General features: G+C 72.4%; 22 protein-coding genes. 10 read left to right on the top strand and 12 right to left on the bottom strand.

Translation table 11 applies throughout. From position 1 onward, the window contains the following. Positions 1–9: 9 nt before the first annotated feature. A complete protein-coding gene (locus KBX26_RS17475; protein WP_030337902.1) occupies positions 10–516 on the bottom strand; it encodes an Lrp/AsnC family transcriptional regulator in 507 nt (168 codons plus the stop codon). A gap of 105 nt (positions 517–621) precedes the next feature. Between KBX26_RS17475 and pdhA the strand changes: the two genes are divergently transcribed. The 4 genes from pdhA to KBX26_RS17455 all read left to right on the top strand — a co-directional run bounded on the left by pdhA (position 622) and on the right by KBX26_RS17455 (position 5943). Next, positions 622–1788 (top strand): pyruvate dehydrogenase (acetyl-transferring) E1 component subunit alpha, encoded by a 1167-nt coding sequence (gene pdhA / locus KBX26_RS17470; protein WP_374224306.1) that lies wholly within the window; start codon positions 622–624, stop codon positions 1786–1788. Continuing rightward, positions 1785–2789: an alpha-ketoacid dehydrogenase subunit beta gene (locus KBX26_RS17465; protein WP_210865900.1), complete on the top strand. Its 1005-nt coding sequence runs from the start codon at positions 1785–1787 to the stop codon at positions 2787–2789. Before pdhA ends, KBX26_RS17465 begins: the two co-directional genes overlap by 4 nt. After that, positions 2786–4129 (top strand): dihydrolipoamide acetyltransferase family protein, encoded by a 1344-nt coding sequence (locus KBX26_RS17460; protein WP_374224304.1) that lies wholly within the window; start codon positions 2786–2788, stop codon positions 4127–4129. The genes KBX26_RS17465 and KBX26_RS17460 overlap by 4 nt, the downstream gene beginning before the upstream one ends. A gap of 134 nt (positions 4130–4263) precedes the next feature. Beyond that, positions 4264–5943: a right-handed parallel beta-helix repeat-containing protein gene (locus tag KBX26_RS17455; RefSeq protein ID WP_210865899.1), complete on the top strand. Its 1680-nt coding sequence runs from the start codon at positions 4264–4266 to the stop codon at positions 5941–5943. Between the two features lie 60 nt (positions 5944–6003). On the opposite strand, the gene KBX26_RS17450 is transcribed toward KBX26_RS17455, so the two are convergent. Further along, positions 6004–8103, bottom strand: coding sequence for a PQQ-dependent sugar dehydrogenase (locus KBX26_RS17450; RefSeq protein ID WP_030337897.1), 2100 nt, complete (start codon positions 8101–8103; stop codon positions 6004–6006). Positions 8104–8126: 23 nt separating this feature from the next. Next, positions 8127–9080 carry a sugar phosphate isomerase/epimerase gene (locus KBX26_RS17445; protein ID WP_030337896.1) on the bottom strand — a complete coding sequence of 318 codons (954 nt, stop codon included), beginning with the start codon at positions 9078–9080 and terminating at the stop codon, positions 8127–8129. Positions 9081–9687: 607 nt separating this feature from the next. Here KBX26_RS17445 and KBX26_RS17440 point away from each other — a divergent pair. Next, positions 9688–10956, top strand: coding sequence for an Ig-like domain-containing protein (locus KBX26_RS17440; protein WP_030337895.1), 1269 nt, complete (start codon positions 9688–9690; stop codon positions 10954–10956). Positions 10957–11015: 59 nt separating this feature from the next. Here KBX26_RS17440 and KBX26_RS17435 read toward each other — a convergent pair whose 3' ends face one another. Beyond that, on the bottom strand, positions 11016–12032 hold the full coding sequence (locus tag KBX26_RS17435; protein ID WP_030337894.1) for an SMP-30/gluconolactonase/LRE family protein: 1017 nt from the start codon (positions 12030–12032) through the stop codon (positions 11016–11018). 182 nt (positions 12033–12214) lie between these two features. Here KBX26_RS17435 and KBX26_RS17430 point away from each other — a divergent pair, with 182 nt between their 5' ends. Next, on the top strand, positions 12215–12601 hold the full coding sequence (locus tag KBX26_RS17430) for an STAS domain-containing protein (RefSeq protein WP_051708890.1): 387 nt from the start codon (positions 12215–12217) through the stop codon (positions 12599–12601). An 86-nt stretch (positions 12602–12687) separates the two neighbouring features. Here the strand turns inward: KBX26_RS17430 and KBX26_RS17425 are convergent, their stop codons facing one another. Both KBX26_RS17425 and KBX26_RS17420 read right to left on the bottom strand, forming a co-directional pair. Beyond that, the gene (locus KBX26_RS17425; RefSeq protein WP_030337892.1) at positions 12688–13080 is read right to left on the bottom strand and encodes an FKBP-type peptidyl-prolyl cis-trans isomerase; all 393 of its coding nucleotides are present in this window, start codon (positions 13078–13080) and stop codon (positions 12688–12690) included. A gap of 211 nt (positions 13081–13291) precedes the next feature. After that, a complete protein-coding gene (locus tag KBX26_RS17420) occupies positions 13292–13849 on the bottom strand; it encodes a DoxX family membrane protein (protein ID WP_210865888.1) in 558 nt (185 codons plus the stop codon). Between the two features lie 189 nt (positions 13850–14038). Here KBX26_RS17420 and KBX26_RS17415 point away from each other — a divergent pair, with 189 nt between their 5' ends. Together KBX26_RS17415 and KBX26_RS17410 are read left to right on the top strand one after the other, a co-directional pair. After that, positions 14039–14728, top strand: coding sequence for a CBS domain-containing protein (locus KBX26_RS17415; protein ID WP_030337890.1), 690 nt, complete (start codon positions 14039–14041; stop codon positions 14726–14728). Positions 14729–14904: 176 nt separating this feature from the next. Then, on the top strand, positions 14905–15861 hold the full coding sequence (locus KBX26_RS17410; RefSeq protein ID WP_210865887.1) for a TerC family protein: 957 nt from the start codon (positions 14905–14907) through the stop codon (positions 15859–15861). A 39-nt stretch (positions 15862–15900) separates the two neighbouring features. Here the strand turns inward: KBX26_RS17410 and KBX26_RS17405 are convergent, their stop codons facing one another. From KBX26_RS17405 to KBX26_RS17390, 4 genes are read right to left on the bottom strand one after another with little or no spacing between them, the layout of a single operon-like run. After that, positions 15901–16461, bottom strand: a complete 561-nt coding sequence (locus tag KBX26_RS17405; RefSeq protein WP_210865886.1) for a hypothetical protein — start codon at positions 16459–16461, stop codon at positions 15901–15903. Continuing rightward, positions 16458–16979 (bottom strand): DUF6286 domain-containing protein, encoded by a 522-nt coding sequence (locus tag KBX26_RS17400; protein WP_030337887.1) that lies wholly within the window; start codon positions 16977–16979, stop codon positions 16458–16460. The genes KBX26_RS17405 and KBX26_RS17400 overlap by 4 nt, the downstream gene beginning before the upstream one ends. A 1-nt stretch (position 16980) precedes the next feature. Further along, entirely contained in the window at positions 16981–17352 is a 372-nt protein-coding gene (locus tag KBX26_RS17395; protein ID WP_210865885.1) for an Asp23/Gls24 family envelope stress response protein, read from the bottom strand. Next, entirely contained in the window at positions 17349–17540 is a 192-nt protein-coding gene (locus KBX26_RS17390; RefSeq protein ID WP_156058020.1) for a hypothetical protein, read from the bottom strand. Before KBX26_RS17390 ends, KBX26_RS17395 begins: the two co-directional genes overlap by 4 nt. Before the next feature lie 164 nt (positions 17541–17704). Between KBX26_RS17390 and KBX26_RS17385 the strand changes: the two genes are divergently transcribed. Both KBX26_RS17385 and KBX26_RS17380 read left to right on the top strand, forming a co-directional pair. Next, a complete protein-coding gene (locus KBX26_RS17385) occupies positions 17705–18583 on the top strand; it encodes a DUF2726 domain-containing protein (RefSeq protein WP_210865884.1) in 879 nt (292 codons plus the stop codon). Between the two features lie 294 nt (positions 18584–18877). Further along, positions 18878–20140 carry a hypothetical protein gene (locus KBX26_RS17380; protein ID WP_210865883.1) on the top strand — a complete coding sequence of 421 codons (1263 nt, stop codon included), beginning with the start codon at positions 18878–18880 and terminating at the stop codon, positions 20138–20140. A gap of 112 nt (positions 20141–20252) precedes the next feature. On the opposite strand, the gene KBX26_RS17375 is transcribed toward KBX26_RS17380, so the two are convergent. Together KBX26_RS17375 and KBX26_RS17370 are read right to left on the bottom strand one after the other, a co-directional pair. Continuing rightward, the gene (locus KBX26_RS17375; protein WP_030337882.1) at positions 20253–20600 is read right to left on the bottom strand and encodes an Lsr2 family protein; all 348 of its coding nucleotides are present in this window, start codon (positions 20598–20600) and stop codon (positions 20253–20255) included. 144 nt (positions 20601–20744) lie between these two features. Next, complete coding sequence (locus KBX26_RS17370) at positions 20745–21353, bottom strand: response regulator transcription factor (RefSeq protein WP_307857837.1); 609 nt, start codon at positions 21351–21353, stop codon at positions 20745–20747. Positions 21354–21437 lie beyond the last annotated feature (84 nt).

Below are 21437 nucleotides of genomic sequence, written 5' to 3'. Positions count from 1 at the left end.
CCCAGCCGGTCACGCCCAGGGACTGCCGGCCCCGTCGAACTCCTCGAAGACCAGCCAGGTGCGGGTGGACAGCACCCCGGGAATGCTCTGCACCCGGCCCAGCACCACGTCGCGCAGCGCGGCGTTGTCCGGTGCGCGCACCAGCGCGAGCACGTCGTGGTCACCGCCGAGCAGTGCGGCGTGCTCGATGTAGCGCACCCGGGCCAGCTCGGCCGACACCTCCCGCCAGGTGTTCTGCTCGATGGTCAGGGCGATGTACGCCGACGTGCCCAACCCGGCCGCCTCGGGCGCCACCTGGGCCCGGAACCCGGTGATCACCCCGTCGCGCAGCAACCGCTCCACCCGCGCGTACGCGTTGGTGCGGGAGATGTGGATGCGTTCGGCGAGGGTGCGCACCGACGTTCTACCGTCGCGGACCAGCTCGTCGAGGATCCGCCGGTCGACCTCGTCCAACGCTCGGGCCGATCGTCCCGATCCCGCGCCCCCGCTCGCTTCGTCGGCGGTCTCCTGGCTCACTACTGGGCCCTCCGCATGCCAACCGTCCCGCCTTCTGTGTCGATCTTGAGTCAATCATCCACAAGCGGAAGCATAGGCTCACCACACGTCCCAGGAGGTTCCGCCGTGACGACCACTCCCCAGGCGGTCCGCAGGGCATCCCCGCGCGCCCGTCGAACGGTCACCCCGCCCGACCCGGCCCGCTCGTTGCTGCCGGACGCCGAGCCGGTCCGCCTGCTCGCCCAGGACGGCACGCCGCTGCCCGCCCGCGCCGACTACCCCGAACCAGCCGCCGAGGTGCTGCACGAGCTGTACCGCCGGATGGTGCTCGGCCGGCGCTTCGACACCCAGGCGACCGCCCTGACCAAGCAGGGCCGGCTCGCCGTCTACCCGTCCTCGCGAGGCCAGGAGGCGTGCCAGGTCGGCGCGGTCCTCGCGGTCCGCGACACCGACTGGGTCTTCCCCACGTACCGCGAGTCGATGGCGCTGGTTGCCCGGGGCATCGACCCGGTCGAGGTGCTCACCCTGCTGCGCGGCGACTGGCACTGCGGCTACGACCCGACCGAGGTACGCACCGCACCGCAGTGCACCCCGCTCGCCACCCAGTGCGTGCACGCCGCCGGGCTGGCCCACGGTGAGGCGTACCAGGGTCGCGACACCGTGGCGCTGGCCTTCATCGGCGACGGCGCCACCAGCGAGGGCGACTTCCACGAGGGGGTCAACTTCGCCGCCGTGTTCAAGGCGCCGGTGGTCTACTTCGTGCAGAACAACAAGTACGCGATCAGCGTGCCGCTGTCCCGGCAGACCGCCGCGCCGTCGCTGGCCTACAAGGGCGTCGGCTACGGCGTACCCAGCGAGCAGGTCGACGGCAACGACCCGGTAGCGGTGCTCGCCGTGCTCACCCGCGCGGTCGCCCACGCCCGGGCCGGCAAGGGACCGTTCCTGGTCGAGGCGCACACCTACCGGATGGAACCGCACACGAACGCCGACGACGCCAGCCGCTACCGCGACGGCGCCGAGGTCGACGCCTGGCGGGACCGGGACCCGATCGCCCGGCTGGAGACCTACCTGCGCGCCCGCGGCGTGCTCGACGACGCGGCGGTCGCCGAGATCGCCGAGCAGGCCGAGGCGTACGCGGCGGACCTGCGGACCCGGATGAACGCGCAGCCCGCTGTCGACCCGCTGAGCCTCTTCGACCACGTCTACGCCGAACCCACCCCGCAGCTGATCGAACAGCGTGAGCAGGTCCGCGCCGAACTGGCCGCCGCCCGCGCCGAGGAGGGTGACGCCTGATGGCCACCACCATGGCGAAGGCGCTCAACACCGCGCTCGCCGACGCGCTCGCCGCCGACGACCGGGTCGTCGTCTTCGGCGAGGACGTCGGCGCGCTCGGCGGCGTCTTCCGGATCACCGACGGCCTGCAGGCCCGCTTCGGCGACAAGCGCTGCTTCGACACCCCCCTCGCCGAGGCCGGTATCGTCGGCTTCGCCGTCGGCCTGGCCATGTCCGGCCTGCGCCCGGTGGTCGAGATGCAGTTCGACGCGTTCGCGTACCCGGCGTTCGAGCAGATCGCCTCGCACGTGGCGAAGCTGCGCAACCGCACCCGGGGCGCGCTGAGCGTGCCGATCGTCATCCGGGTGCCGTACGCGGGCGGGATCGGCGGGGTCGAGCACCACTGCGACTCGTCCGAGGCGTACTACGCGCACACCCCCGGGCTGAAGGTGGTCACCCCGGCCACCGTCGACGACGCGTACTCGCTGCTGCGCGAGGCGATCGACGACCCCGACCCGGTGGTCTTCATGGAGCCCAAGAAGCTCTACTTCGCCAGCGCCGACGCGTCGCTCCCGGCCCGCACCGAGCCGTTCGGCCGGGCCGTCGTGCGCCGCCCCGGTCGGGACGCCACGCTGGTGGCGTACGGGCCGGCGGTGCCGGTCGCGCTGGAGGCCGCCGAGGCCGCCCGCGAGGAGGGGTGGGACCTGGAGGTCGTCGACGTGCGCACGATCGTGCCGTTCGACGACGCCACCATCACCGCCTCGGTCCGGCGGACCGGCCGGTGCGTGGTGATCCAGGAGGCGCCCGGCTTCGCGGGCGTCGGCGCGGAGATCGCCGCCCGGGTGCAGGAGCGCTGCTTCCACGCGCTGCACGCCCCGGTGCTGCGGGTCGCCGGGCTGGACATCCCGTACCCGGCGCCGATGCTGGAGCACACCCACCTGCCCGGCGTGGACCGGGTGCTCGACGCGGTGGCCCGCCTGCAGTGGGACGACCAGCCGGACGCGCGTTGGGCGGCGGCATGACCACCGTCGAACGGACGCAGGTCTTCCTCCTGCCCGACCTGGGCGAAGGGCTGAGCGAGGCCGAGATCGTCGAGTGGCGGGTCGCCGTGGGAGACATCGTCACCGTCGACCAGAGCGTGGTCGAGGTGGAGACCGCCAAGGCCGTCGTCGACGTGCCCTGCCCGTACGCCGGCCGGGTGGTCACCCTGCACGGCGCGGCCGGTGAGGTACGCCCGGTCGGCCAGCCGCTGATCACCATCGCGCCGTTGGACGGGGGCGACGAGCCCGCCGGGCACGCCACCTACCGCGAGGAGGAGCGGGCCGGCTCCGGCAACGTGCTCATCGGGTACGGCACCGGCCACGGCACCACCACCCGCCGTCGGCGTCGGCCCCGCCTGACGGTCGCCCCCGAACCGGCCGACACCGCACCGACCGGCGCGGTTGCCGGTGGCCCGACCGGCGACCCGGCACCATCGCCCTCCGCTCTGGTCATCTCGCCGATCGTGCGGCGGCTGGCCCGCGAGCACGGCGTCGACCTCGGCACCGTGCGGGGCACCGGGCCCGGCGGGGTGATCCGCCGCGCCGACGTGGAGGCCGCGCTGGCCGCCCCCGCCGCCCGGCTCGCCGCCGTGCCCGACCCGCACGTCGCCCTCGCGCCGACCGGGGACGGCGACGTGATCGTCCCGCTCACCGGCGTGCGCAAGGTGATCGCCGACAAGCTCTCCCGCAGCCGGCGGGAGATCCCCGAGGTGACCATCTGGGTCGACGTGGACGCCGCCGGGCTGCTGGAGACTCGCGCGGCGATCAACGCGGCGACGCCCGACGCGCCGGTCAGCATCCTGGCCCTGCTGGCCCGGATCTGCCTCAGCGGGCTGCGCCGGTTCCCGCAGCTCAACGCCCGGGTCGACACCGAGGGGCAGCGGATCGTCCAGTCCGCCGGGGTGCACCTCGGCATCGCCGCGCAGACCGACCGGGGGCTGCTGGTGCCGGTGCTGCGCGACGCCCAGCGGCTCACCACCGCCGAACTGGCCGCCGAACTGGCGGCGACCACCGCCGCCGCGCGGGCCGGCAGCCTGCCCCCGGCCCGGCTGACCGGTGGCACCTTCACGCTGAACAACTACGGGGTGTTCGGCGTCGACGGCTCCACGCCGATCATCAACCACCCCGAGGCGGCCCTGCTCGGGGTCGGGCGGATCGTGGACAAGCCGTGGGTGGTCGACGGGCAGCTCGCCGTCCGCAAGGTGACCCAGCTCAGCCTCACCTTCGATCACCGGGTCTGCGACGGCGGGGTGGCCGGTGGCTTCCTGCGCCACGTCGCCGACTGTGTGGAGCGCCCGGCGCTGCTGATCGCCGCCGTCTGACGCGTACCCCCGGCCCCGGTGTCGCCCGTGCGGCGCCGGGGCCGGCGCACGCCCGGGGGTTTCCCGGCGGTGTCAGGGGGAAGTCGGCCCCGCCGGAGCGCACCGAACGCGTCGAAGGGAGCCGGCCTGTGGCCGTGGCGAACGAGCTGCTACTGAACTCGGTCCGGGTGCGGCGGCCCGCCGCCGCCGGTGCGCCGCTCTACTGCGACGCCCTGGAGTACGGGCTGACCGGCGACGGCTCCACCAACGACCAGCCGGCGCTGGCCGCCCTGGTGGACCGGCTCGGCGCCGGGTACGCCTCCGACGGGCGGGCCCGGGTGATCTACTGCCCGCCGGGCATCTACTCGATCCGCGACGCCGGCACGGTGTGGCGCAGCGGGGTGTCGCTGATCGGGGCTGGTCCGGCGGCGACCCGGTTCATGCTCAGCAACGAGGGCAACCGGGCCGACCCGACCCCGTTGGCCTTCTGGACCACGGTGCAGCACGGCGCCGACCGGGACCGGCACATCGCGGACTGCACCTTCGCCGACTTCCAGATCGACGGCTCCGGCGTCGCCATGGCCGAGTACAACTACCTGGCCAAGGGCCTCGGCCTGCAGTACGTGGTGCGCGGCGTCTTCCGCAACCTCTACATCCACCACACCGCGGCCAGCGGCCTGGGCTGCGACTTCCTCCAGGACTCCCTGATCGACGGGGTGGTGGTGGTCGGCTGCGGCCGACTCGACAACGGCGAGCAGATGGGCGGCGCCGGAATCGGGATCGGCATCGGCGGCTGGGGACCGGTGGAGCGGTTGACCATCGCCAACTGCACCGCCCTGGCCAACGGCACCAACGGCATCTTCCTGGAGCTGCAGAAGGACTACTGGACCCCACCGCGCGGCTACCGCATCATCGGCTGCCACAGTCAGGGCAACCGCTTCGGCATCTCCGACTGGGGCGCCGACGGCCTGATCGTCTCCGCCTGCACGATGACCGGAAACCTGGAGGCCGGCTTCGACGTGTCGTCGCAGGGCACCTCCACGGTGGCGGGGCGGGGCGGACTCGTCACCGACTGCGTCATCGACGGCAACCTGCGCGACGGGATCAGCATCGGCAACAGCCCCGGACCGTACCTCGTCCGGGGCAACCGGATCAGTGGCAACGGCCAGCACGGCTACCACTCCCGCGACCTCGGGCGCGGTTACCAGGGCCCGGTCCGGGACGTGGTGATCGAGAGCAACGAGTTCTGGGGCAACGGCCTCGACGCGATCCGGATCGACCACCAGATGACCGACGCGGTCCTGCTCAACAACCGGATCCGCAACAACGGACGGCAGTACGGCCGGGCCGCCGGCGGCGCGGGCGAGGCCGTCCGCTACAGCGAGCGGAGCCTGGTGGACCGCACCGCCGACTGGCCGCACGACGGGCACCGCGGCAAGATCCTGCGGGTCGGCCGGTCGGTGGCCACTGTCGCCGCCAACACCGGCGACGAACTCACCCTGGCCCCGGTCCGCCCGGACGCCTTCAGCGCGTGGAGCGGGGACGTGCCGCCGCCGGGCTGCGCGTACGAACTCGACCCCGCACCCGGGCAGCGGGCCGGCATCACCATCAACGCGCCGTTCGACTCGGCCACCATCCGCGGAAACCGGATCTGGGACAACCACGACAACCAGACCCAGACGCACGGGCTGTGGATCACCGATCGGGGCAGTTGCGTGGACTGCCGGGTCGAGGACAACGACCTCGCCGGCAACGCCGAGGAGGGGATGCGGCTGGACACCCCGCCGGTGGGTGGACGCTGGCGTGACAACCACGTCGACAGCGACTGGAGCTGACCGACGGGCGGCGGCGGCCGGAACGCTCCGACCGCCGCCGCTGTCACGCTGTGGAACTGGTCAGCCGGCCAGGCCGGCCACCGGGGTCGGGTCCAGCACGACCGTCGCCGAGCCGGACTGCGGGGGTACACCCGGGTCGGTCGGCGCGTCGGTGTACTCCGCGACGAACACCGCGGTCAGGTTGTCAGCGCCGCTGTGCCCACCGTCCAGGAAGGTGGGGATGGTCCCACTGCAACCCGTCGAGGTGGAGAGCGGGTGCCCGTGCTCGTCGTGCCCGAGCACGTAGGTGACCTTCACCCGGGAGCAGTCCACCGGCAGGTCGTCGGTGACCTTCACCTCGTAGGCGACCGTCTGCCCGAACTCGAACGGCTGACCGGCCACCGGGGCGACGAACTCGACGATCGGCGCGGTCGGCCCGACCACCAGGGGCAGGGTGGCCGAGGCGGAACGGCCGGTGCGGTCGGTCACCTTCAGCGTCGGCGTGTACGAGCCGTTCTCCGGGAACGTCCAGCTCGCGTTCGGCGCGGTGCTGTCCACCGAGCCGTCCGCGTTGAAGTCCCACGCGTAGCTCAGCTTGTCGCCGTCCGGGTCGGTCGTGCCGGCGCTGGAGAACGCGACGGTCAGCGGGGCCTGGCCCACGGTCGGCGTACCACTGATCTTCGGGATCGGGGTCCGGTTGCCCCGGACGAAGTCGATCCGGGACAGCTGCGCGTCCGGGTTCTCGGCGAAGTAGCCGTCGCCGTACTCGAGCACGTAGAGCGCGCCGTCCGGGCCGAACTCCATGTCCATCGGGTTGTCCACCACCAGCGACGGCACCACCGGGCGGATGTCGGTGACGTCGCCGTCGGAGTCGAGGCGGAACTCCTTGATGTAGTCGCGGGTCCACTCGTAGAACAGCGGAACCCCGTCGTAGTAGGCCGGCCAGCGGGTCCGTGAGGTGCTGGTCCCGTCGTAGTCGTACGCCGGGCCGCCCATCGGACCGATACCGCCGGTGCCCAGCTGCGGGAACTCAGCCGAGGCCGTGGACGGGTACCAGACCTGCGGCTGCTCGACCGGCGGCAGCTGCCGCTTGCCGGTGTTGTGCGGTGAGTCGTTGACCGGGCGCGCGCAGTTGAACTTCTTGCCGGACTGGCCGGTGGCGAAGTCGTAGTCGCGGTAGGCGATCGTCGGCGTCACGCAGTACGGCCAGCCGTAGTTCGCCGGCTTGTCGATCATCATCCACCGGCCGTGTCCGGCCGGCCCGCGCTCCGGGTTCGGGTTGGAGGCGTCGGGGGAGTAGTCGCCCAGGTACACGTTGTCGGTGCGCCTGTCGACGGCGAACCGGAACGCGTTGCGCAGCCCCATCGCGTAGATCTCCGGGCGGGTCTGCGCCGTGCCGGGCTTGAACAGGTTGCCGGCCGGGACCGTGTAACCACCACCGGCCTTCGGCTTGATGCGCAGCAACTTGCCGCGCAGGTCGTTGGTGTTGGCGGAGGTGCGCTGGGCGTCGTACGCCGGGTTACGGTCGGCCCGCTCGTCGATCGGGATGTAGCCGTCGGAGGCGAACGGGTTGGTGTCGTCGCCGGTCGACAGGTACAGGTTGCCCTTGCTGTCGAAGTCGATCTGACCACCGACGTGGCAGCAGATGCCCCGGTCGGTCGGCACCTCGATGATCTGCTGCTCGCTGGCGAGGTTCAGCCGCATCCCGTCCAGCTTGAACCGGGACAACCGCAGCGCGCCCTTGAACCGCTGCCAGTCCGCCGCGGTGCCGGTCTCCGGCGCGTCCCCCTCGTTGACGTCGGGGGTCGCCGGGTCGTCCACCGGGGTGTCCATCGGCGGCGAGTAGTAGAGGTACACCCACTTGTTCTGGGCGAAGTTCGGGTCGATGGCGACCCCCTGCAACCCCTCCTCGTCGTGCTCGTACACCGGGATGTCGGCGGCGAGGGTGTTCAGCCCGGTGCGCGGGTCGTGGATGCGGACCTCACCGGTGCGGGAGGTGTGCAGCACCCGCAGGTCGGGCAGCACGGCGAGGCTGATCGGCTCGCCCGGGAAGTCGTTGAGTGTCACTTTCTGGAAGCTGCTGTCCGGCGGCGCGGCCGGCGCGGCGGCCGCCGCCGACGGCGGCACGGCCAGGCCGGCCGTCACCAGCAGCAGGGCGGACGCGAGTGCGGTCCTGTTCATCAGGTGTGTCCCCCGAGGTGTTTTCAGTACCGGAGTGAGGCGAGGTAGTCGAAGCCGACGCGGGCGGTGTCCAGGGCGTCGGCGGGGGAGCGTGGCGCGGTGCCCGCGTCGTCACGCTCCACGATGTACTCCTCGATGCCGGCCTCCCGCTCGTGGGCGAAGATCCGGCCGAAGTCGATGACGCCGTCGCCGAGGTCGGCGAAGCCGGCCTCGACGTCGAGGTCCTTGACGTGCACCTGGCGGATCCGGCCGCGGTTGGCCCGGATCACGTCGACCGGGTCGTGGGCGCCCCGCCACGTCCAGTAGAGGTCGAGCTCGAAGTGGACGAGCCGGGGATCGGTCTGGGAGCTGAGGATGTCGAACCCGGTCGAGCCCCCGGTCAGCGGCACGAACTCGAGTTGGTGGTTGTGGTAGCCGAATTCGAGCCCGGCGCGCTCGGCGAGCCGTCCGGCCTTGTTCAGGTCCCGGGCCAGGGCCCGGTAGACGGCGGGGTCGCGGATCGGCTGACCGGCCGCGTCCCGACCGAAGTACGGGTGGACGATCTTCTTGCAGCCCACCACGTTGGCGTCGGCGAGGGCCTGCTCCCAGGTGGCGGCGTCGAACGGCTGTGGGATGCCGACGTGCCCGGAGGTGGAACGCAGCCCGGCGTCGTCGAGCGCCGCCCGGAACTGCGCCGCGGTGCGGCCGACGAAACCGGCGTGCTCCACCCGCCGGTAGCCGATCCGGCGCAGCGCGTCCAGGGTGCCGGGCAGGTCGATGGCGAGTTGGTCACGCAGGGTGTAGAGCTGAATGCTGATCCGGTCCACCGGCACCCGACGGCGGCCCTGGGCCTGCGCCCCGGATGCGCCGGGTGCGGCGGTGGCCGGGCCGGCGAGCAGACCGGCGGCGCCGACGGCAGCCGCGGAGACGGTCGCGGCACGCAGCACGCCACGGCGGCTGACCGGCTCGGATGCCGGTGTGTTGAGTTGTTGATCCATGGTGGTGGTCCCTTCCTGACGGCTGGTACGCCGTCGACGGAGGTCGACCTGACTGCCGTCTGCCGGGCGCGCCGAACCGGCCGCGGTGGGCTTCGGCGGGACGGTGAGGGACGGCTCGTGGGTGCGGCCCGGACCCATCGGGGGCGGATCGCGGCGACCCGGCACAGGTGGCGGCAAGTTGATCGACGAATGGGCAACCCTCTATCTGGATCGTGACCTTACCCTTGCCTTCGGACGAAGGCAAAGCTTTGTCGCGTTCGGCAGAAGCTTCGCTCCAATTGACAAAAGTCCGCCCCCGAGGTGCGCCACCGGCCGTGACCTCCTGCTCCCGCGCCCCGCACCCGCTGGCCGCGCCCGGTCTCGGCCGGCCGTGCCGCGAGCCCGCCCTCGGGACCGGCGCCCGCGGGCATCCGGACAGTCGACGTCGCGTCGCTCAAGCGGCGCGAAGCGCACGACACCAGTCGGTTGCGCCTCTGTTCCGGCCAACTGGAGCATTGTCGGAAAATGCGTCGATAAATGCGCGGCCAATTATTTCCGAATGCCGCTAATGGCTCACTCGGGCAAGCGAGAATGTGACGGAGGGAAGTCGAAACGGGGGGACTGAAACATGACGTCTAGGCGGCGATTGACGCTGTTGGCCGTAACCATCGCAGCCGCACCACTCGTCCTGGGTGCGTGCACCGCAGAGCGGGAGTCGGCGACCGGCTCGGCCAAGAAGCACGCCGCCCCACCGGAACTCGCCGTGACACCGGGGGACAAGGCCCGGGACGTCCCGGTCAGCGCCGAGGTGGGCACCGTGGTCAAGGGCGGGCGGGTCACCGCCGTACGCCTCACCGACGACAAGGGCAAGCAGGTCAACGCCGAGCCGCGCGAGGACGGCTCCGGCTGGGTGCCGAACGCTCCGCTGCAGCCGAAGCGGACCTACACCGCCGAGGTGACCGCGACCGGTGACTCCGGTGCCACCACCACGCGCAGCACCACCTTCACAACGATGGCCAAATCGACCAAACCGCAGATCACCAGCACACTCTATTTCAACGGTAATCGGACGTACGGCACCGCGATGCCGGTAACGGTGGCGTTCGACCCGGGAATTCCGAAAGAGGCCAGAGCGGATGTGCAGCGGCGGTTGTTCGTAAAGACCAATCCGCCGCAGCCGGGCACCTGGTCGTGGCTGGCCGACGGCACTCAGGTCTATTACCGGGCGCCCGATTTCTGGAAGCCGGGAACCACCATCAGCGTCCGGGCAGGTCTGGAGGGTCTGCCGATCGGCAAGGACAAGGTCGGTGACGCCGAGCGGACCGCGACCTCCAAGATCGGGCGACAGGTCTCGCTGGAGATCGACAATGCCACCAAGCAGATGACGGTGCTGCGCGACGGCAAGCAGATCCGCCGGATCCCGGTCAGCCTGGGCAAGCCGAGCACGCCGAGTTCCAGCGGCAAGATGGTGATCATGGAGAAGCACGAGCGGACCACCTTCGACACCCGGGGCGAGCCGAACGGTGGCTACGTGGTCGACGTCGACGACGCCCAGCGCTACACCTGGGGCGGCGAGTTCATCCACTCCGCCCCCTGGTCGGAGGGGGACCAGGGCAACACCAACGTGTCGCACGGTTGCGCGAACGTCTCCGCTGCGGCGGCCGACTGGCTGATGGGGGTCACGCAGGTCGGTGACCTGATCACCGTCAAGGGCACCGAGGTGGAGCTGCAGCCGGGCAACGGTTGGACCGCCTGGAACGTGAGCTGGGACGAGTTCGCCCGGGGCAGCGCCCTGCCGGTGCCGCCGGGCCTCAAGCCCGCGCCGGTCGCCCCGGCGCACCCGGGCGCGGTGGCCGGCGGATCGCCCGCACCGGCGCCCTCGGTCAGCGGTCGCTGAGTCACCGATCGGCAGCACAGGGCCGGCCCGCCACCATGGCGGGCCGGCCCTGTCGGCCATCACCCCAGGGGTACGCGGGCCACCGCGGACCCGGTCAGGCTGCCCAGCCAGAGCTGGTCGCCGTGCTGGCGTACTCCGGTGATCATCGAGTAGTGCCCGCTCGGGCCGTGCAGCGTCCGGCGGACCGCGCCCGCGCCGTCGACGAGCGCGACCAGCCCGTAGCGGCGGGGCTGCGGTTGCAGGGCGTCGGGCAGCAGAGCGGCGATCTGCCGTAGCCGCGGATGGGGCAGCAGCCGCTCGGCGATCGGCACCCGAGGGCTGGGCAGCGCGATCCAGTACGTCCCGTCACCCACCGAGGCGAGATTGTCCGGGTACGCGGGCAGGTCGGCGAGCACCCGCACGCCGCCGCTCAGCTCGACGCGCAGCAGCCGGTGGGTGCTGGTCTCCACGACCATCAGCGCCGACTCGTCCGGGGTCAGCGCGATCCCGTTGGGGAAGTACAGCCCGTCGGTCACCACCTCGGTGCGGCCGCTGCCCGGCTGGTGGGCCAGCACCCGACCGTTGGGGCGGTGCTCCAGCAGGTCCCGCTTCCAGTGCGAAACCGGAAACCGGTCGGAGCTGTCGGTGAAGTAGATGGTGCCGTCCCGGCCCACCGTCGCGTTGTTGGCCAGGTGCACCGGCGGTGCCGTTCCGGTGAGTTCGCGTACCGCGCCGTCCGGCGTGACCCGCAGCAACCCGCGGTACGCGTCACAGACCACCAGGGCCTCGCCGGACGGGTCCAGCTCGATGCCGAGCGGACGGCCACCGGTCTCGGCCAGCAGGTGGGGTCGGGTGCCGGCGCGCGCGTCGACCGGCCACCACCAGAGCCGACCGTCCTCGTCACCACTGATCACCCGCCCGCCGCCGTCGACCAGGACGTCCTCGGGGCCGACGGCCCCGGCGGGGAGGGGGAGCAACTCGGCCTGGTCGAGCCGCCGGTCGGTGGGGGCCCAGGCGCCGGCCAGCGCCGGAGGGCTGGTCGCCGGTTCGCGGACCGGGCGGATCAGCCGGGGCGGCCGGGGCCGGGGGATCAGCATCGACCTATTCTCCACCCGCGTGCCTGCCGACCCGCGAACTCCGCGTCCGGGCGGCGCGCCGCCCGAGCCCCTGACTCCACCCCGAGAGGGAGACGGTGCAGCTCGGGGTATGCCCCTGGGCGTACCCGGAATCACTGCGTGGAGGGACGAAAGTGTCGGTGATGGCGGCTAGATTTCACTGCATGGAAGAGCACAGCGACCGGTTCGACGTGCAGGTCAGCGTGGGTGACGAGCGGGTCCTCATGCGGGTGGCCGGCGAGATCGACATCGCCACGGTGGCCGCGTTCCGGTCCGCGCTGTGGTCCGCGCCGGCCCGCCCGGTGCTTCACGTCGAGTTGTCGCAGCTGCGGCTGCTCTCGGCGGCTGGCGTTCGCACGCTGCTTGCCGCGCATCTGCGCGTCCGGGCCCGCGGTGGCGAGCTGGTGCTGGTCGACCCGAGCCCGGTGGTGGCGCGGGTGCTGCGGGTCAGCGGGCTGCACCGCGTGATGACGATCCTGGAGCCGGCCACGGTGATCGAGGCCGCGCGCCGCCCGGTGGTCGCGACCACCGACCTGCAACTGGCCGCCTGACCCGCCCGACGAGGCCTGCTCCCACCCGCCGCGCCCGAGGTCGGCGCGGGGCCGCCGGCGGGTGGGCCGGCGACCCCGACAACGACTCAGCGCACGTCGAGCAGGTCGACGACGAAGATCAGCGTCTCACCCGGCTTGATCACGCCGGCCGCGCCGCGGTCGCCGTACCCCAGGTGCGGCGGGATGGTCAGCCGGCGGCGACCGCCGACCCGCATGCCGGCGACGCCCTGGTCCCAGCCGGCGATGACCTGACCGCCGCCGAGCGGGAAGTCGAACGCCTCGCCCCGGTTCCAGGACGAGTCGAACTCGCCGCCGGTGGAGTGCGACACGCCGACGTAGTGCACGCTGACCAGCTGGCCCGGCTCGGCCTGCGGGCCGTCGCCCACGGTGATGTCCTCGATCACGAGGTCGGCCGGCGGTGCACCCTCGATCGGACCAACCTCGGGCTTACCCGATCGGGCGCCTGCTGCCTGGTTCATGCGGGGATCTCCTGCCGTGTTGGGTGATGTGTCCGGTCACCGTCGATCCTGCCGGATCACCCCCCACCGATGTGCGGCGGACCCGCCACCTGCTCCGCAGCCCATCCGTCGATCGGGAGGCCGACGGTCCCGCTGGTGCTGGCTGACACGACGGAGCGGCGGGGGGCGCCCGGTTGGTATCGGTGACGCCCGCCGAGGGGTGTGCGTTGGTTCACCGGAGCCAGGGCATCCGCCGGACGATCGGCAGGGCCGCCCACACCCGGCCGAGGCCCACCGTGTCGCCGGCGTTGACCAGGGCCAGCACCGCCAGCACCGCGGCGTAGATCAGGTGGTCGTCCATGAAGGGGTTGTTCTCCGGAGGCAGCACGGCGGTCCACATCAGGACCAGCAGCAGCCCACCGGCCACGGCGGCGATCCGCATTCCGATGCCGAGCAGCAGGGCGACACCGATCCCGGCCAGGCCGATCATGAAGAGCCAGTCCGCCCAGGCGGCACCGGCGATCGAGGTGTAGACGTCCTTGAACGGCCCGGCCACGCCGAAGGTCAGGAAGCCCTTGGTGGGGCTGCCCCCGTTGATCCAGGCGTTCTTCTGCTCGGTGCCCATCCCGAAGCCGAACAGCTTGTCGACGAAGGCCCAGAGGAAGATCCAGCCGAGCGCCAGCCGGGTGCCGGCCAGGATGTACCGGACGGCCCGGTCGTGCACGGTGCCGACCTTCGCAGCGGTGTTCTTGGCGGTGACCCGCTCGATCGTCGCGGTCATGGTCTCCACGTCCCTTCTCAGCTTCGCACCGCGCTTCCCGGTGGCATCTCCAGTGGACGCCCACGGCGCTTTCGGCGACAGGGCCGACAGACCGCAACGGCCCGGGACGTTCGACCCCCTCCGGTCCGGTCCGGCGACCCTGACGACCGTCGACGCCCCGCCGTAGCGTCCGAGATGGACCAGGAGAGGGAGGTCGTGATGAGGACCTGGCAGGTGGGTGACGTGATGACCCGGGAGGTCGAGACGGTGGTTGCCGACACCCCGTACCGGGAGGTCGTCGACGTGCTGTTGCGCCGCGGGGTCAGCGCGGTGCCGGTGATCGACGATTTCCGTCGGGTGCTGGGGGTGGTGTCCGAGGCCGATCTGCTGCACCGGGTCGAACGCGCCGGTGAGCCGGCGCTGCGACGGGTCTTCGAGAGCCGCCGACGGCGCGGTGCCCGGGGCAAGAGCGCGGCAGTGCTGGCCGGTGACCTGATGACCGCGCCGGCGATCACCACGAATCCGCAGGCGGCGCTGTCCGCCGCCGCCCGGCTGATGGACCGCGAACAGGTCAAGCGGCTGCCCGTGCTGGACGACCTCGGTCGGTTGGTCGGCATCGTCAGCCGTGCCGATCTGCTGCGGGTGCACCTGCGGTCGGACGCCGAGATCCGCGAGGACGTGGTGCAGGAGGTGCTCCGCCGGGTGCTCGCCGTACGGGACGGACTGGTGACCGTGGAGGTCCGTCACGGTGACGTGACGCTGGCCGGTCGGCTGGACCGCCGCTCCGCCGTGGACCTCGCCGGTCGGCTCGCGGGGCAGGTCAGTGGCGTCGTGCGGGTGATCAACGCGATCGCCTACGACGCCGACGACACGGTTCTCGACCCCGGCCAGGTGATGCCGGTCGCCTGAGCGCGGGTCGCGCGCCCGACCCCGACCGCGCGCACCGACTCCCGCTGCCGGTCGCCGCCCGGGTCGAGCGGGCCGGCCCGGCGACCCGGACTTCGTCGGACCGCCCGATGCCGGGTCGGGCGGTCACCTAGGCTCGAAAGAGGGCCGGCCTAGTGACGGGCGGTGCGCGGTGGTCGATGCGGAGGGCGTCGGTGGCTGAGGCGACGGTCGCGGTTCCGCTGTGGGCCTGGGCGGCGGTCGGCGTGGTGATCGCGGTGATGCTCGCCGTGGATGTGCTCCTGCACCGGGACAACCACGTCATCGAGCTCCGCGAGGCGGTGCTGTGGAGCGCCGTCTGGATCGGCGCGGGTCTGCTGTTCGGGCTGGTCGTCTGGTGGGGCCTCGGCGGTGACCCGGCCATCGCGTACTTCTCCGGCTACCTGCTGGAGAAGGCGCTCTCGGTGGACAACGTGTTCGTCTTCGCGCTGCTCTTCGGCTACTTCCAGGTGCCGCCGGGCTACCAGCACAAGGTGCTGTTCTGGGGTGTCGTGGGCGCGCTCGTCTTCCGGCTGCTGTTCATCCTCGCCGGTGCCGAGCTGCTGGACCGGCTCACCTGGGCCGGGTTCGTGCTGGGCGGGTTCCTGGTCTGGACCGGCTGGCGGCTGGCCGTACGCGGAAAGCCGGACGTCGACCCGGAACGCAACGTCGTGGTCCGGCTGTTCCGCAGGTTGGTGCCCACCGACGCCCGCTACCACGGCGACCGGTTCACCGCCCGGGTGGCCGGCCGGCGGGTGGCGACGCTGCTGCTGGTGGCGCTCGTCTCCATCGAGGCCACCGACGTGGTCTTCGCCATCGACTCGGTGGCGGCGATCCTCGCCATCACCACGAACACCTTCCTGGTCTGGACGGCCACCGCGTTCGCCGTCCTGGGTCTGCGCAGCCTCTACTTCTGCCTCGCCGGCCTCCTGCGGCACTTCGGCTACCTGCGGTACGGGCTCACGCTGCTGCTGGCCTTCGCCGGGCTGAAGCTGATTCTCGCCGAGACGCCGGTGGGCAAGCTGCCGGTCTGGCTGACCCTCGCCGTGGTGGTGCTGACCCTGGCGGTCTCCATGGGCGCCAGCGTCCTGGCCGCCCGCCGCCGCGCCGACGGCTGACCCGCCGGCACCGATCCGGCCGGTCGGTGCGGCGGCGGGTCACTGAGGGGCGGGCTCGATGCGGGCGGTCACGTCGAGGTGCGCGGGCTGGCAGTGGGTCGTCGCCGCGAATCGGCGGACTGCCGCGTGCACGTGCTCGCGTACGCCGGCGGCCGGCGCGTCGGCGGTGAGGTCCACCCGGATCCACACGTCGGGGTGCGGTGCCGGGCCGGTGAGCACCACCCGGGCCCGGCGTACCCCGGGGTTGCCGCTTAGGTCGCGTACCAACGCGTCGGTGAGAACGTCGGCGGGCAGCCGGGTCCGGCCCGGCCGGCGTCCGGGATGGCTCAGCGTGCCGCGCAGCGTGCCGCCGGGGCCCCGCAGCTCCCGGGCCAGCAGGCGCTGCCCGGCCAGGGCGAACAGCGCCCCGACCACGGCCACCGCCAGGGTGCTCCACGGCGCGGCCGTCCGCCACCGGTCGACCAGATCGGCGCTGAGCAGCGCCGCCGCCGGGTCGACGCCGGGCAGGGTGCCGAGGCTGGCCGCCAGCGCCACGGCGCCGCCCGCCACCAGCAGCAGCGCCATGACGGTCCACAGCAGTCGGTGCGCGGCGTTGGTCACGCCGGCCGCCGTCGGGGCAGCAGCCGGACGTCGACCCGGGCGGGGCGGGGCGCGGTGAGCCGGTGCAACTCCTGGTGCACGGCGAACTCGATCTCCGCCCGGGCCGCCGGGTCGCCGCTCGCGCGGATCCGGGGGCGCCACTGGCCGTGGTGCCGTCGGAGCCGGGCGCGGGCGCGGCGGACGCCCGGCACCGCGGCGGCGGCGTCGGCGAGCCGGCGTTCCACACAGCGCCGGTGCAGGTACCAGCCGTCGTGCTCGTCGGCGCGCAGGCGGACCGGCGCCCAGCGGCGCAGCTGGGCGGCGAGCAGCGCCAGGCCCAGCAGGAGGCTTGCAGTGGCCACGGTGCGGACCGTGGGATCGCGCCACCGGGTGGCGCTCAGCGCGTCCCACCAGCCGGTGGTGTCCAGCGGTGCGCGGCGGTGCACTGTGAGGAGCACCGCCTGCACGGCCGTCACCGCGCCGCCGACGAGCAGCGCGGCGCCCAGCAGCACCGACGCGATCCGGTTGGCGGTGCGCATCTCAGCCGTCCTCGGGCGCGGCGGCGCCGGCTGCGGAGGAGTCGACGCCGGGGACGAGCAGGTCGTCCACGGTGACGGTCACCACCGCCACGGTGAGCCCGGTCTGGGCGGCTACCTGGTCGGCGACCACCGTTCGGACGGTTTCGGCGATCGTCGGCACGCTGTGCCCGTACCAGGTGATCAGGTGCAGGTCGAGTCCGACGGACCGGTCATCCAGGCGGACCGCCGCCGGGCGGACCACGGACACGCCCGGCACGAGGCTGGCCGCCTGCGCCGCGATCCGCGCGACATCGGCCGCGTCGCCCGGCAAACCGGTCGTCCCGGCGGCCATCCCGGTGCCGGGGTTCGGCCCGGTGGACGGACGGGTGGTCATGGGCGTCGCCGAGCGTCGCCGCGACGGTCACCGAGCCCGGTCACCGCGAGGTCGCCGTCGAGCACCCGGACGACCAGCCAGCCGAGCAGGCCGGCGAGCACGGCGAGGGCGGCCGCGCCGGCGCCGGCGAGCGCCCAGACCGCCACGGCGAGGAACCCGGCGAGGAAGCCGAACTGCTGTCGCGACATGCGCACCTCCGGGCCGGTCCGGTACCGGCGGTCGCTGGATACACCCGGCGGCCACCCCTGGAACATCGGCACTGCTGTGATCCCGGTCACATCAGAAGTCGGTGGCCCATGATCGACCACCTAGACTCGGCCCGGCTCGACCGACCGGCGGATGGATCAGGCAGATGACGAGCACCGGGAGCGACGACCGCGGCTGGCTGCGGGCGATGCCCGCCGAGGCGGGGCACGACGCCCTGCTCAGCCGTGCCGGCCACCTGGTCCTGCCGGCACGTCGGCTCAGTGATCTGGTCCAGGGCCGTCCGGCCGGTGTCACCGGCAGCCAGTGGACCTCGGCGAGCCGCGCCAGCTTCGACTTCGTGGTCTACGCCGCCGACACCGGCCGCCCAGTCGTCGCCGTGGAGATCGGCCCGGTGCCGAGCGCCGCCTCGGCGGAACAGCGCGTGCAGCGACTCACGGACGCGGTGAGCGCCGCCGCCGGCCTGCCCGTGCTGCGGATCGGTTCGCCGACGCTACGGGCCGCCGAACACGGCCGCCGCCTGGTCGAGTACGTGATCGACGCGCGCGCGTACGCCGCGGGCGCCGGGGCCACCGTCGCCGGCACCGAGCCCGCGCCGGTGGGCTTCCGGGACATCCTGGGCCGACTGCCCGACGGGCGTACCGGGTCGGTCAACGACCTCGGCGCGCTGACCCGCGCGGCGGCCGTCGAGGCGTACGTGGCTGGGCAGGTGACCGACCCGATCGTGCGAGGGCTGCACGTGCGCTGGCTGGACGGGCCGGCCCAGGGGTGGAGCTGGGTGCAGGTACGCCCCGACGCGTGCCTCGTCGAGATGGTCTCGGTGACCGAACACCGCTTCTCCTGCGGCATCGACGCGGCCCGGCTGGCCGAGGATCTCGCCGCCGTCGCCGTGGGGGAGCGACTGCGGGAGAACGCGGTGGCGAACCTGCTGCCGCGCGCCGAGTGGACCGCGCGGATCGCCGCGCTGAGCGAGCGCCGCCACGAACTGGTCGGCGGTTTCGCCTTCGACCATCTCTGCGCCGACTGACCGCACCCGTTTCACCTGCTCTTCCCCGCCGCGTACCGGCTCCGTGTCGGGTCGCGGCAATTTCCTGTGCGTCAGTTGAACCTTCCCGGCACCCGCCCCGTACTCCTGCGCGAATGAACAGGATCTCCCCATCCGCGTCGACCGGCGCGGGAGACGGTGCGGAAAGGGCATCGTCGGCCATCGACGCATTACCGGGTGGGTCACGGTGGGTCCCTGCCGCGGCCGTGCCCCCACACATCCGTCGGTCCGCCGAGGGCAGAAATCCACTACCGGATCGAGAAGGAGAGCAATTCGATGCGCAGGTCCACTCGGGCGCGCCGGCCTTCCGGCAACGCGCGGAGCAAGCGTCTGCTGGCAGTTGTCGGCACGCTCGCGGTCTTCGGCGGAGTTGTCGCCGTGACTCAGATTTCGTCGGCCCAGGACCGGCGGACAAATAAGCCACGTCCGGCCGCCGGGCAGTGTGTGGAGCCGAGCCCGGGCGCGACCGCGCCGACCGGCGCCGGTTCGACCAGCCGAACCTGGCAGAACGGTCGGTGGGTGCGTAATCACTGGGGTGACGGACAGCAGTCGGTCCCCGAGTGTGAGGACGGCAAGGACGGCACGGTGGGCACCGGCACCGCCGTCGCCTGTCCGGATGTGGCGGCCAAACTGCCGCAGGTGCCGAACCGGGCGCGGGCCGAGGTGGACCGCAACCTCGCCCAGCTGCAGACCCAGATCGCCGAGGCGGACCGCCGGCTGGCCGCCGAGGGCAACAAGGGTGAGGCGTTCATCCGCAACGCGATCCTCCAGCCGTTGGCCGGTAAGCGCCGCGCCGTGCTGGACCGGATCACGACCGCCATCGACCGGGTCGGACCCCGGCCGCAGGGCCTGGCCCAGCTCGCCGAGTGTCAGGTGCAGCCCACCGGCAACAACGGCGGTGGCAGCACCCCCACCACCACGCCCGGTGGCGGCAACAACGGCGGCGGCAACAACGGCGGCGGTAACAACGGTGGCGGCACCGAGCCCGGTGCCGGGCTCGGCGTGCTCGCCAACGACTGCGACGAGAGCCGGCTCCAGCCGCACGACGGTTTCCAGAACGGCAACCGCTGCGTGAGCACCGAGTTCGGTGAGGTCGGCGCGGCGGCCAACAACCCGTCGCTGCTGATCACCCAGTTCCCCGAGCAGGTTGGCCAGAACCAGCCCTTCACCCTGCGGGTCAGCACCCGCAACCTGGTGCGGGACCGCTTCCTGGCCGCCGGTCAGGGTGGCTACTACGTGGAGAGCTCGCTGCTCAACGACCAGGGCCTGGTCCGTGGGCACTTCCACACCGCCTGCCGGATGCTGGACAGCCTGACCGCGCCGCCGGAGCCGCAGGAGGTGCCCGCGTTCTTCGTCGCGACCGAGGACGGCCGCGGTGGTGCCCAGCCCGACGAGGTGACGATCCAGATTCCGGGCCTGCCGGAGTCGGGTACCGCCCAGTGCTCCGTCTGGGCCGGTGACGGCTCGCACCGCCTGCCGATGATGGAGCGGGCCAACCAGACCCCCGCCTTCGACTCGGTGCGCATCGACGTCAACTGAGGTAGCAACGATGGCCGGCCACCCCCGGGTGGCCGGCCATCGCGTCGCAACGGGCGACCCGGACACACGACGGGGCCCCGCCGTGCTGGCGGGGCCCCGTCGTCGCGTCGCGTCAGCGGTTCTTGTACGCCTCGACAACCTCCACCGGGATCCGGCCGCGCTCGGAAATCTTGTAGCCGTTCTTGACGGCCCATTCCCGGATGGCCCGGTTCTGCTCCCGATCCATTCCCGCGCCGGCGGGTCGGCCCGGCCGTCGGACTGAACGGGCGCTCTCCACCGGACCGCGCCCGATCCGCCGACCCGCATTGATGTACGGGTCGAGCGCCTTGCGCAGGACACCGGCATTCTCGTCGGAGACATCGATCGTGTAGGCCACGCCGTCGAGACTGAACTCCACCGTCCGGTCGGCCTTCCCACCGTCGAGGTCGTCGGTCAGGACCGTGATTACTTTTCTCGCCATTGCCGATTACTCCCTGTGTGCGGCGGGATGTGTCCAAAGTCTGACCTATCACCCCGGTAATCCGCAACAATATGCCTTCCATTCATTCGGCGCGTCGCGATTCCGTTACAGAGCAAAACCGTGAATCGGTCCGATGACCGGGCTTCATTCCCCGAGGACCCCGGCGTGACCGGCGACGGCGGCGGCCTCGGCCCGGTTGGACACTCGCAACTTTCGCAGCAACGCGGCGGTCATACGTTTCACCGTCCGTTCCGAGACGTGCAGTTCTTCGGCGATGTCGACGGTGCTGCGGCCGGCGGCGATCGCCCGCAGCAGCCGCCGTTCCTCACTGTCGAGGTCGACCGACGGGAAGCGCGTGGGCGGCAGCAGAGTGCGCAGCAGTTCGGCCGGCAGCACCGCCCAGCCGTCGAGGATGGCCAGCAGCGGGCGCAGCAGCTCCTCCGGTTCGCTGGTCTTGGGCAGGAAACCCTCGGCGCCGGCCCGCAGCGCCTCCACCGCCGACTCGGGAGCGGCGGAACCGGACATCGCCACCACCCGTACCCGAGGGGTGGTCCGCCGGATCGCCGCCACCGCACGGACGCCGCCGGGCGCGGGCATGTGCAGGTCGACGAGGGCCAGGTCGGGGCGGCAGCCGGCGACGAGAGCCGCCGCCGCGGCGGCGTCGCCGGTGGAGGCGACCACCTCGGCGCGGCCGTTGCTGGTGATCGGGAGCAGCAACTCCAGGCCGCGGACGAAAAGGGGGTGATCGTCCACGACAACGAGTCGCAAGGTGGAGCTTCCCGGCATGTCTGGGCCGTTCCCCAGCGGGTACCGATCATGCGGGTTCGCACCGAACGA

The organism is Micromonospora sp. C97 (assembly GCF_018070385.1).
Lineage (GTDB): Bacteria > Actinomycetota > Actinomycetes > Mycobacteriales > Micromonosporaceae > Micromonospora > Micromonospora parva.
This window is presented reverse-complemented; position numbering and strand designations above follow the sequence as displayed.

What these genes read in the sequence shown, in the direction of transcription:
- KBX26_RS17445 (WP_030337896.1), bottom strand. Translation starts at nt 9,080, where the DNA reads ATGGATCAACAACTCAACACACCGGCATCCGAGCCGGTCAGCCGCCGT.
- KBX26_RS17430 (WP_051708890.1), top strand. Translation starts at nt 12,215, where the DNA reads ATGGAAGAGCACAGCGACCGGTTCGACGTGCAGGTCAGCGTGGGTGAC.
- KBX26_RS17440 (WP_030337895.1), top strand. Translation starts at nt 9,688, where the DNA reads ATGACGTCTAGGCGGCGATTGACGCTGTTGGCCGTAACCATCGCAGCC.
- KBX26_RS17390 (WP_156058020.1), bottom strand. Translation starts at nt 17,540, where the DNA reads ATGTCGCGACAGCAGTTCGGCTTCCTCGCCGGGTTCCTCGCCGTGGCG.
- KBX26_RS17400 (WP_030337887.1), bottom strand. Translation starts at nt 16,979, where the DNA reads ATGCGCACCGCCAACCGGATCGCGTCGGTGCTGCTGGGCGCCGCGCTG.
- KBX26_RS17380 (WP_210865883.1), top strand. Translation starts at nt 18,878, where the DNA reads ATGCGCAGGTCCACTCGGGCGCGCCGGCCTTCCGGCAACGCGCGGAGC.
- KBX26_RS17395 (WP_210865885.1), bottom strand. Translation starts at nt 17,352, where the DNA reads ATGACCACCCGTCCGTCCACCGGGCCGAACCCCGGCACCGGGATGGCC.
- KBX26_RS17450 (WP_030337897.1), bottom strand. Translation starts at nt 8,103, where the DNA reads ATGAACAGGACCGCACTCGCGTCCGCCCTGCTGCTGGTGACGGCCGGC.
- KBX26_RS17435 (WP_030337894.1), bottom strand. Translation starts at nt 12,032, where the DNA reads ATGCTGATCCCCCGGCCCCGGCCGCCCCGGCTGATCCGCCCGGTCCGC.
- KBX26_RS17415 (WP_030337890.1), top strand. Translation starts at nt 14,039, where the DNA reads ATGAGGACCTGGCAGGTGGGTGACGTGATGACCCGGGAGGTCGAGACG.
- KBX26_RS17375 (WP_030337882.1), bottom strand. Translation starts at nt 20,600, where the DNA reads ATGGCGAGAAAAGTAATCACGGTCCTGACCGACGACCTCGACGGTGGG.
- KBX26_RS17385 (WP_210865884.1), top strand. Translation starts at nt 17,705, where the DNA reads ATGACGAGCACCGGGAGCGACGACCGCGGCTGGCTGCGGGCGATGCCC.
- KBX26_RS17460 (WP_374224304.1), top strand. Translation starts at nt 2,786, where the DNA reads ATGACCACCGTCGAACGGACGCAGGTCTTCCTCCTGCCCGACCTGGGC.
- KBX26_RS17410 (WP_210865887.1), top strand. Translation starts at nt 14,905, where the DNA reads ATGCGGAGGGCGTCGGTGGCTGAGGCGACGGTCGCGGTTCCGCTGTGG.
- KBX26_RS17425 (WP_030337892.1), bottom strand. Translation starts at nt 13,080, where the DNA reads ATGAACCAGGCAGCAGGCGCCCGATCGGGTAAGCCCGAGGTTGGTCCG.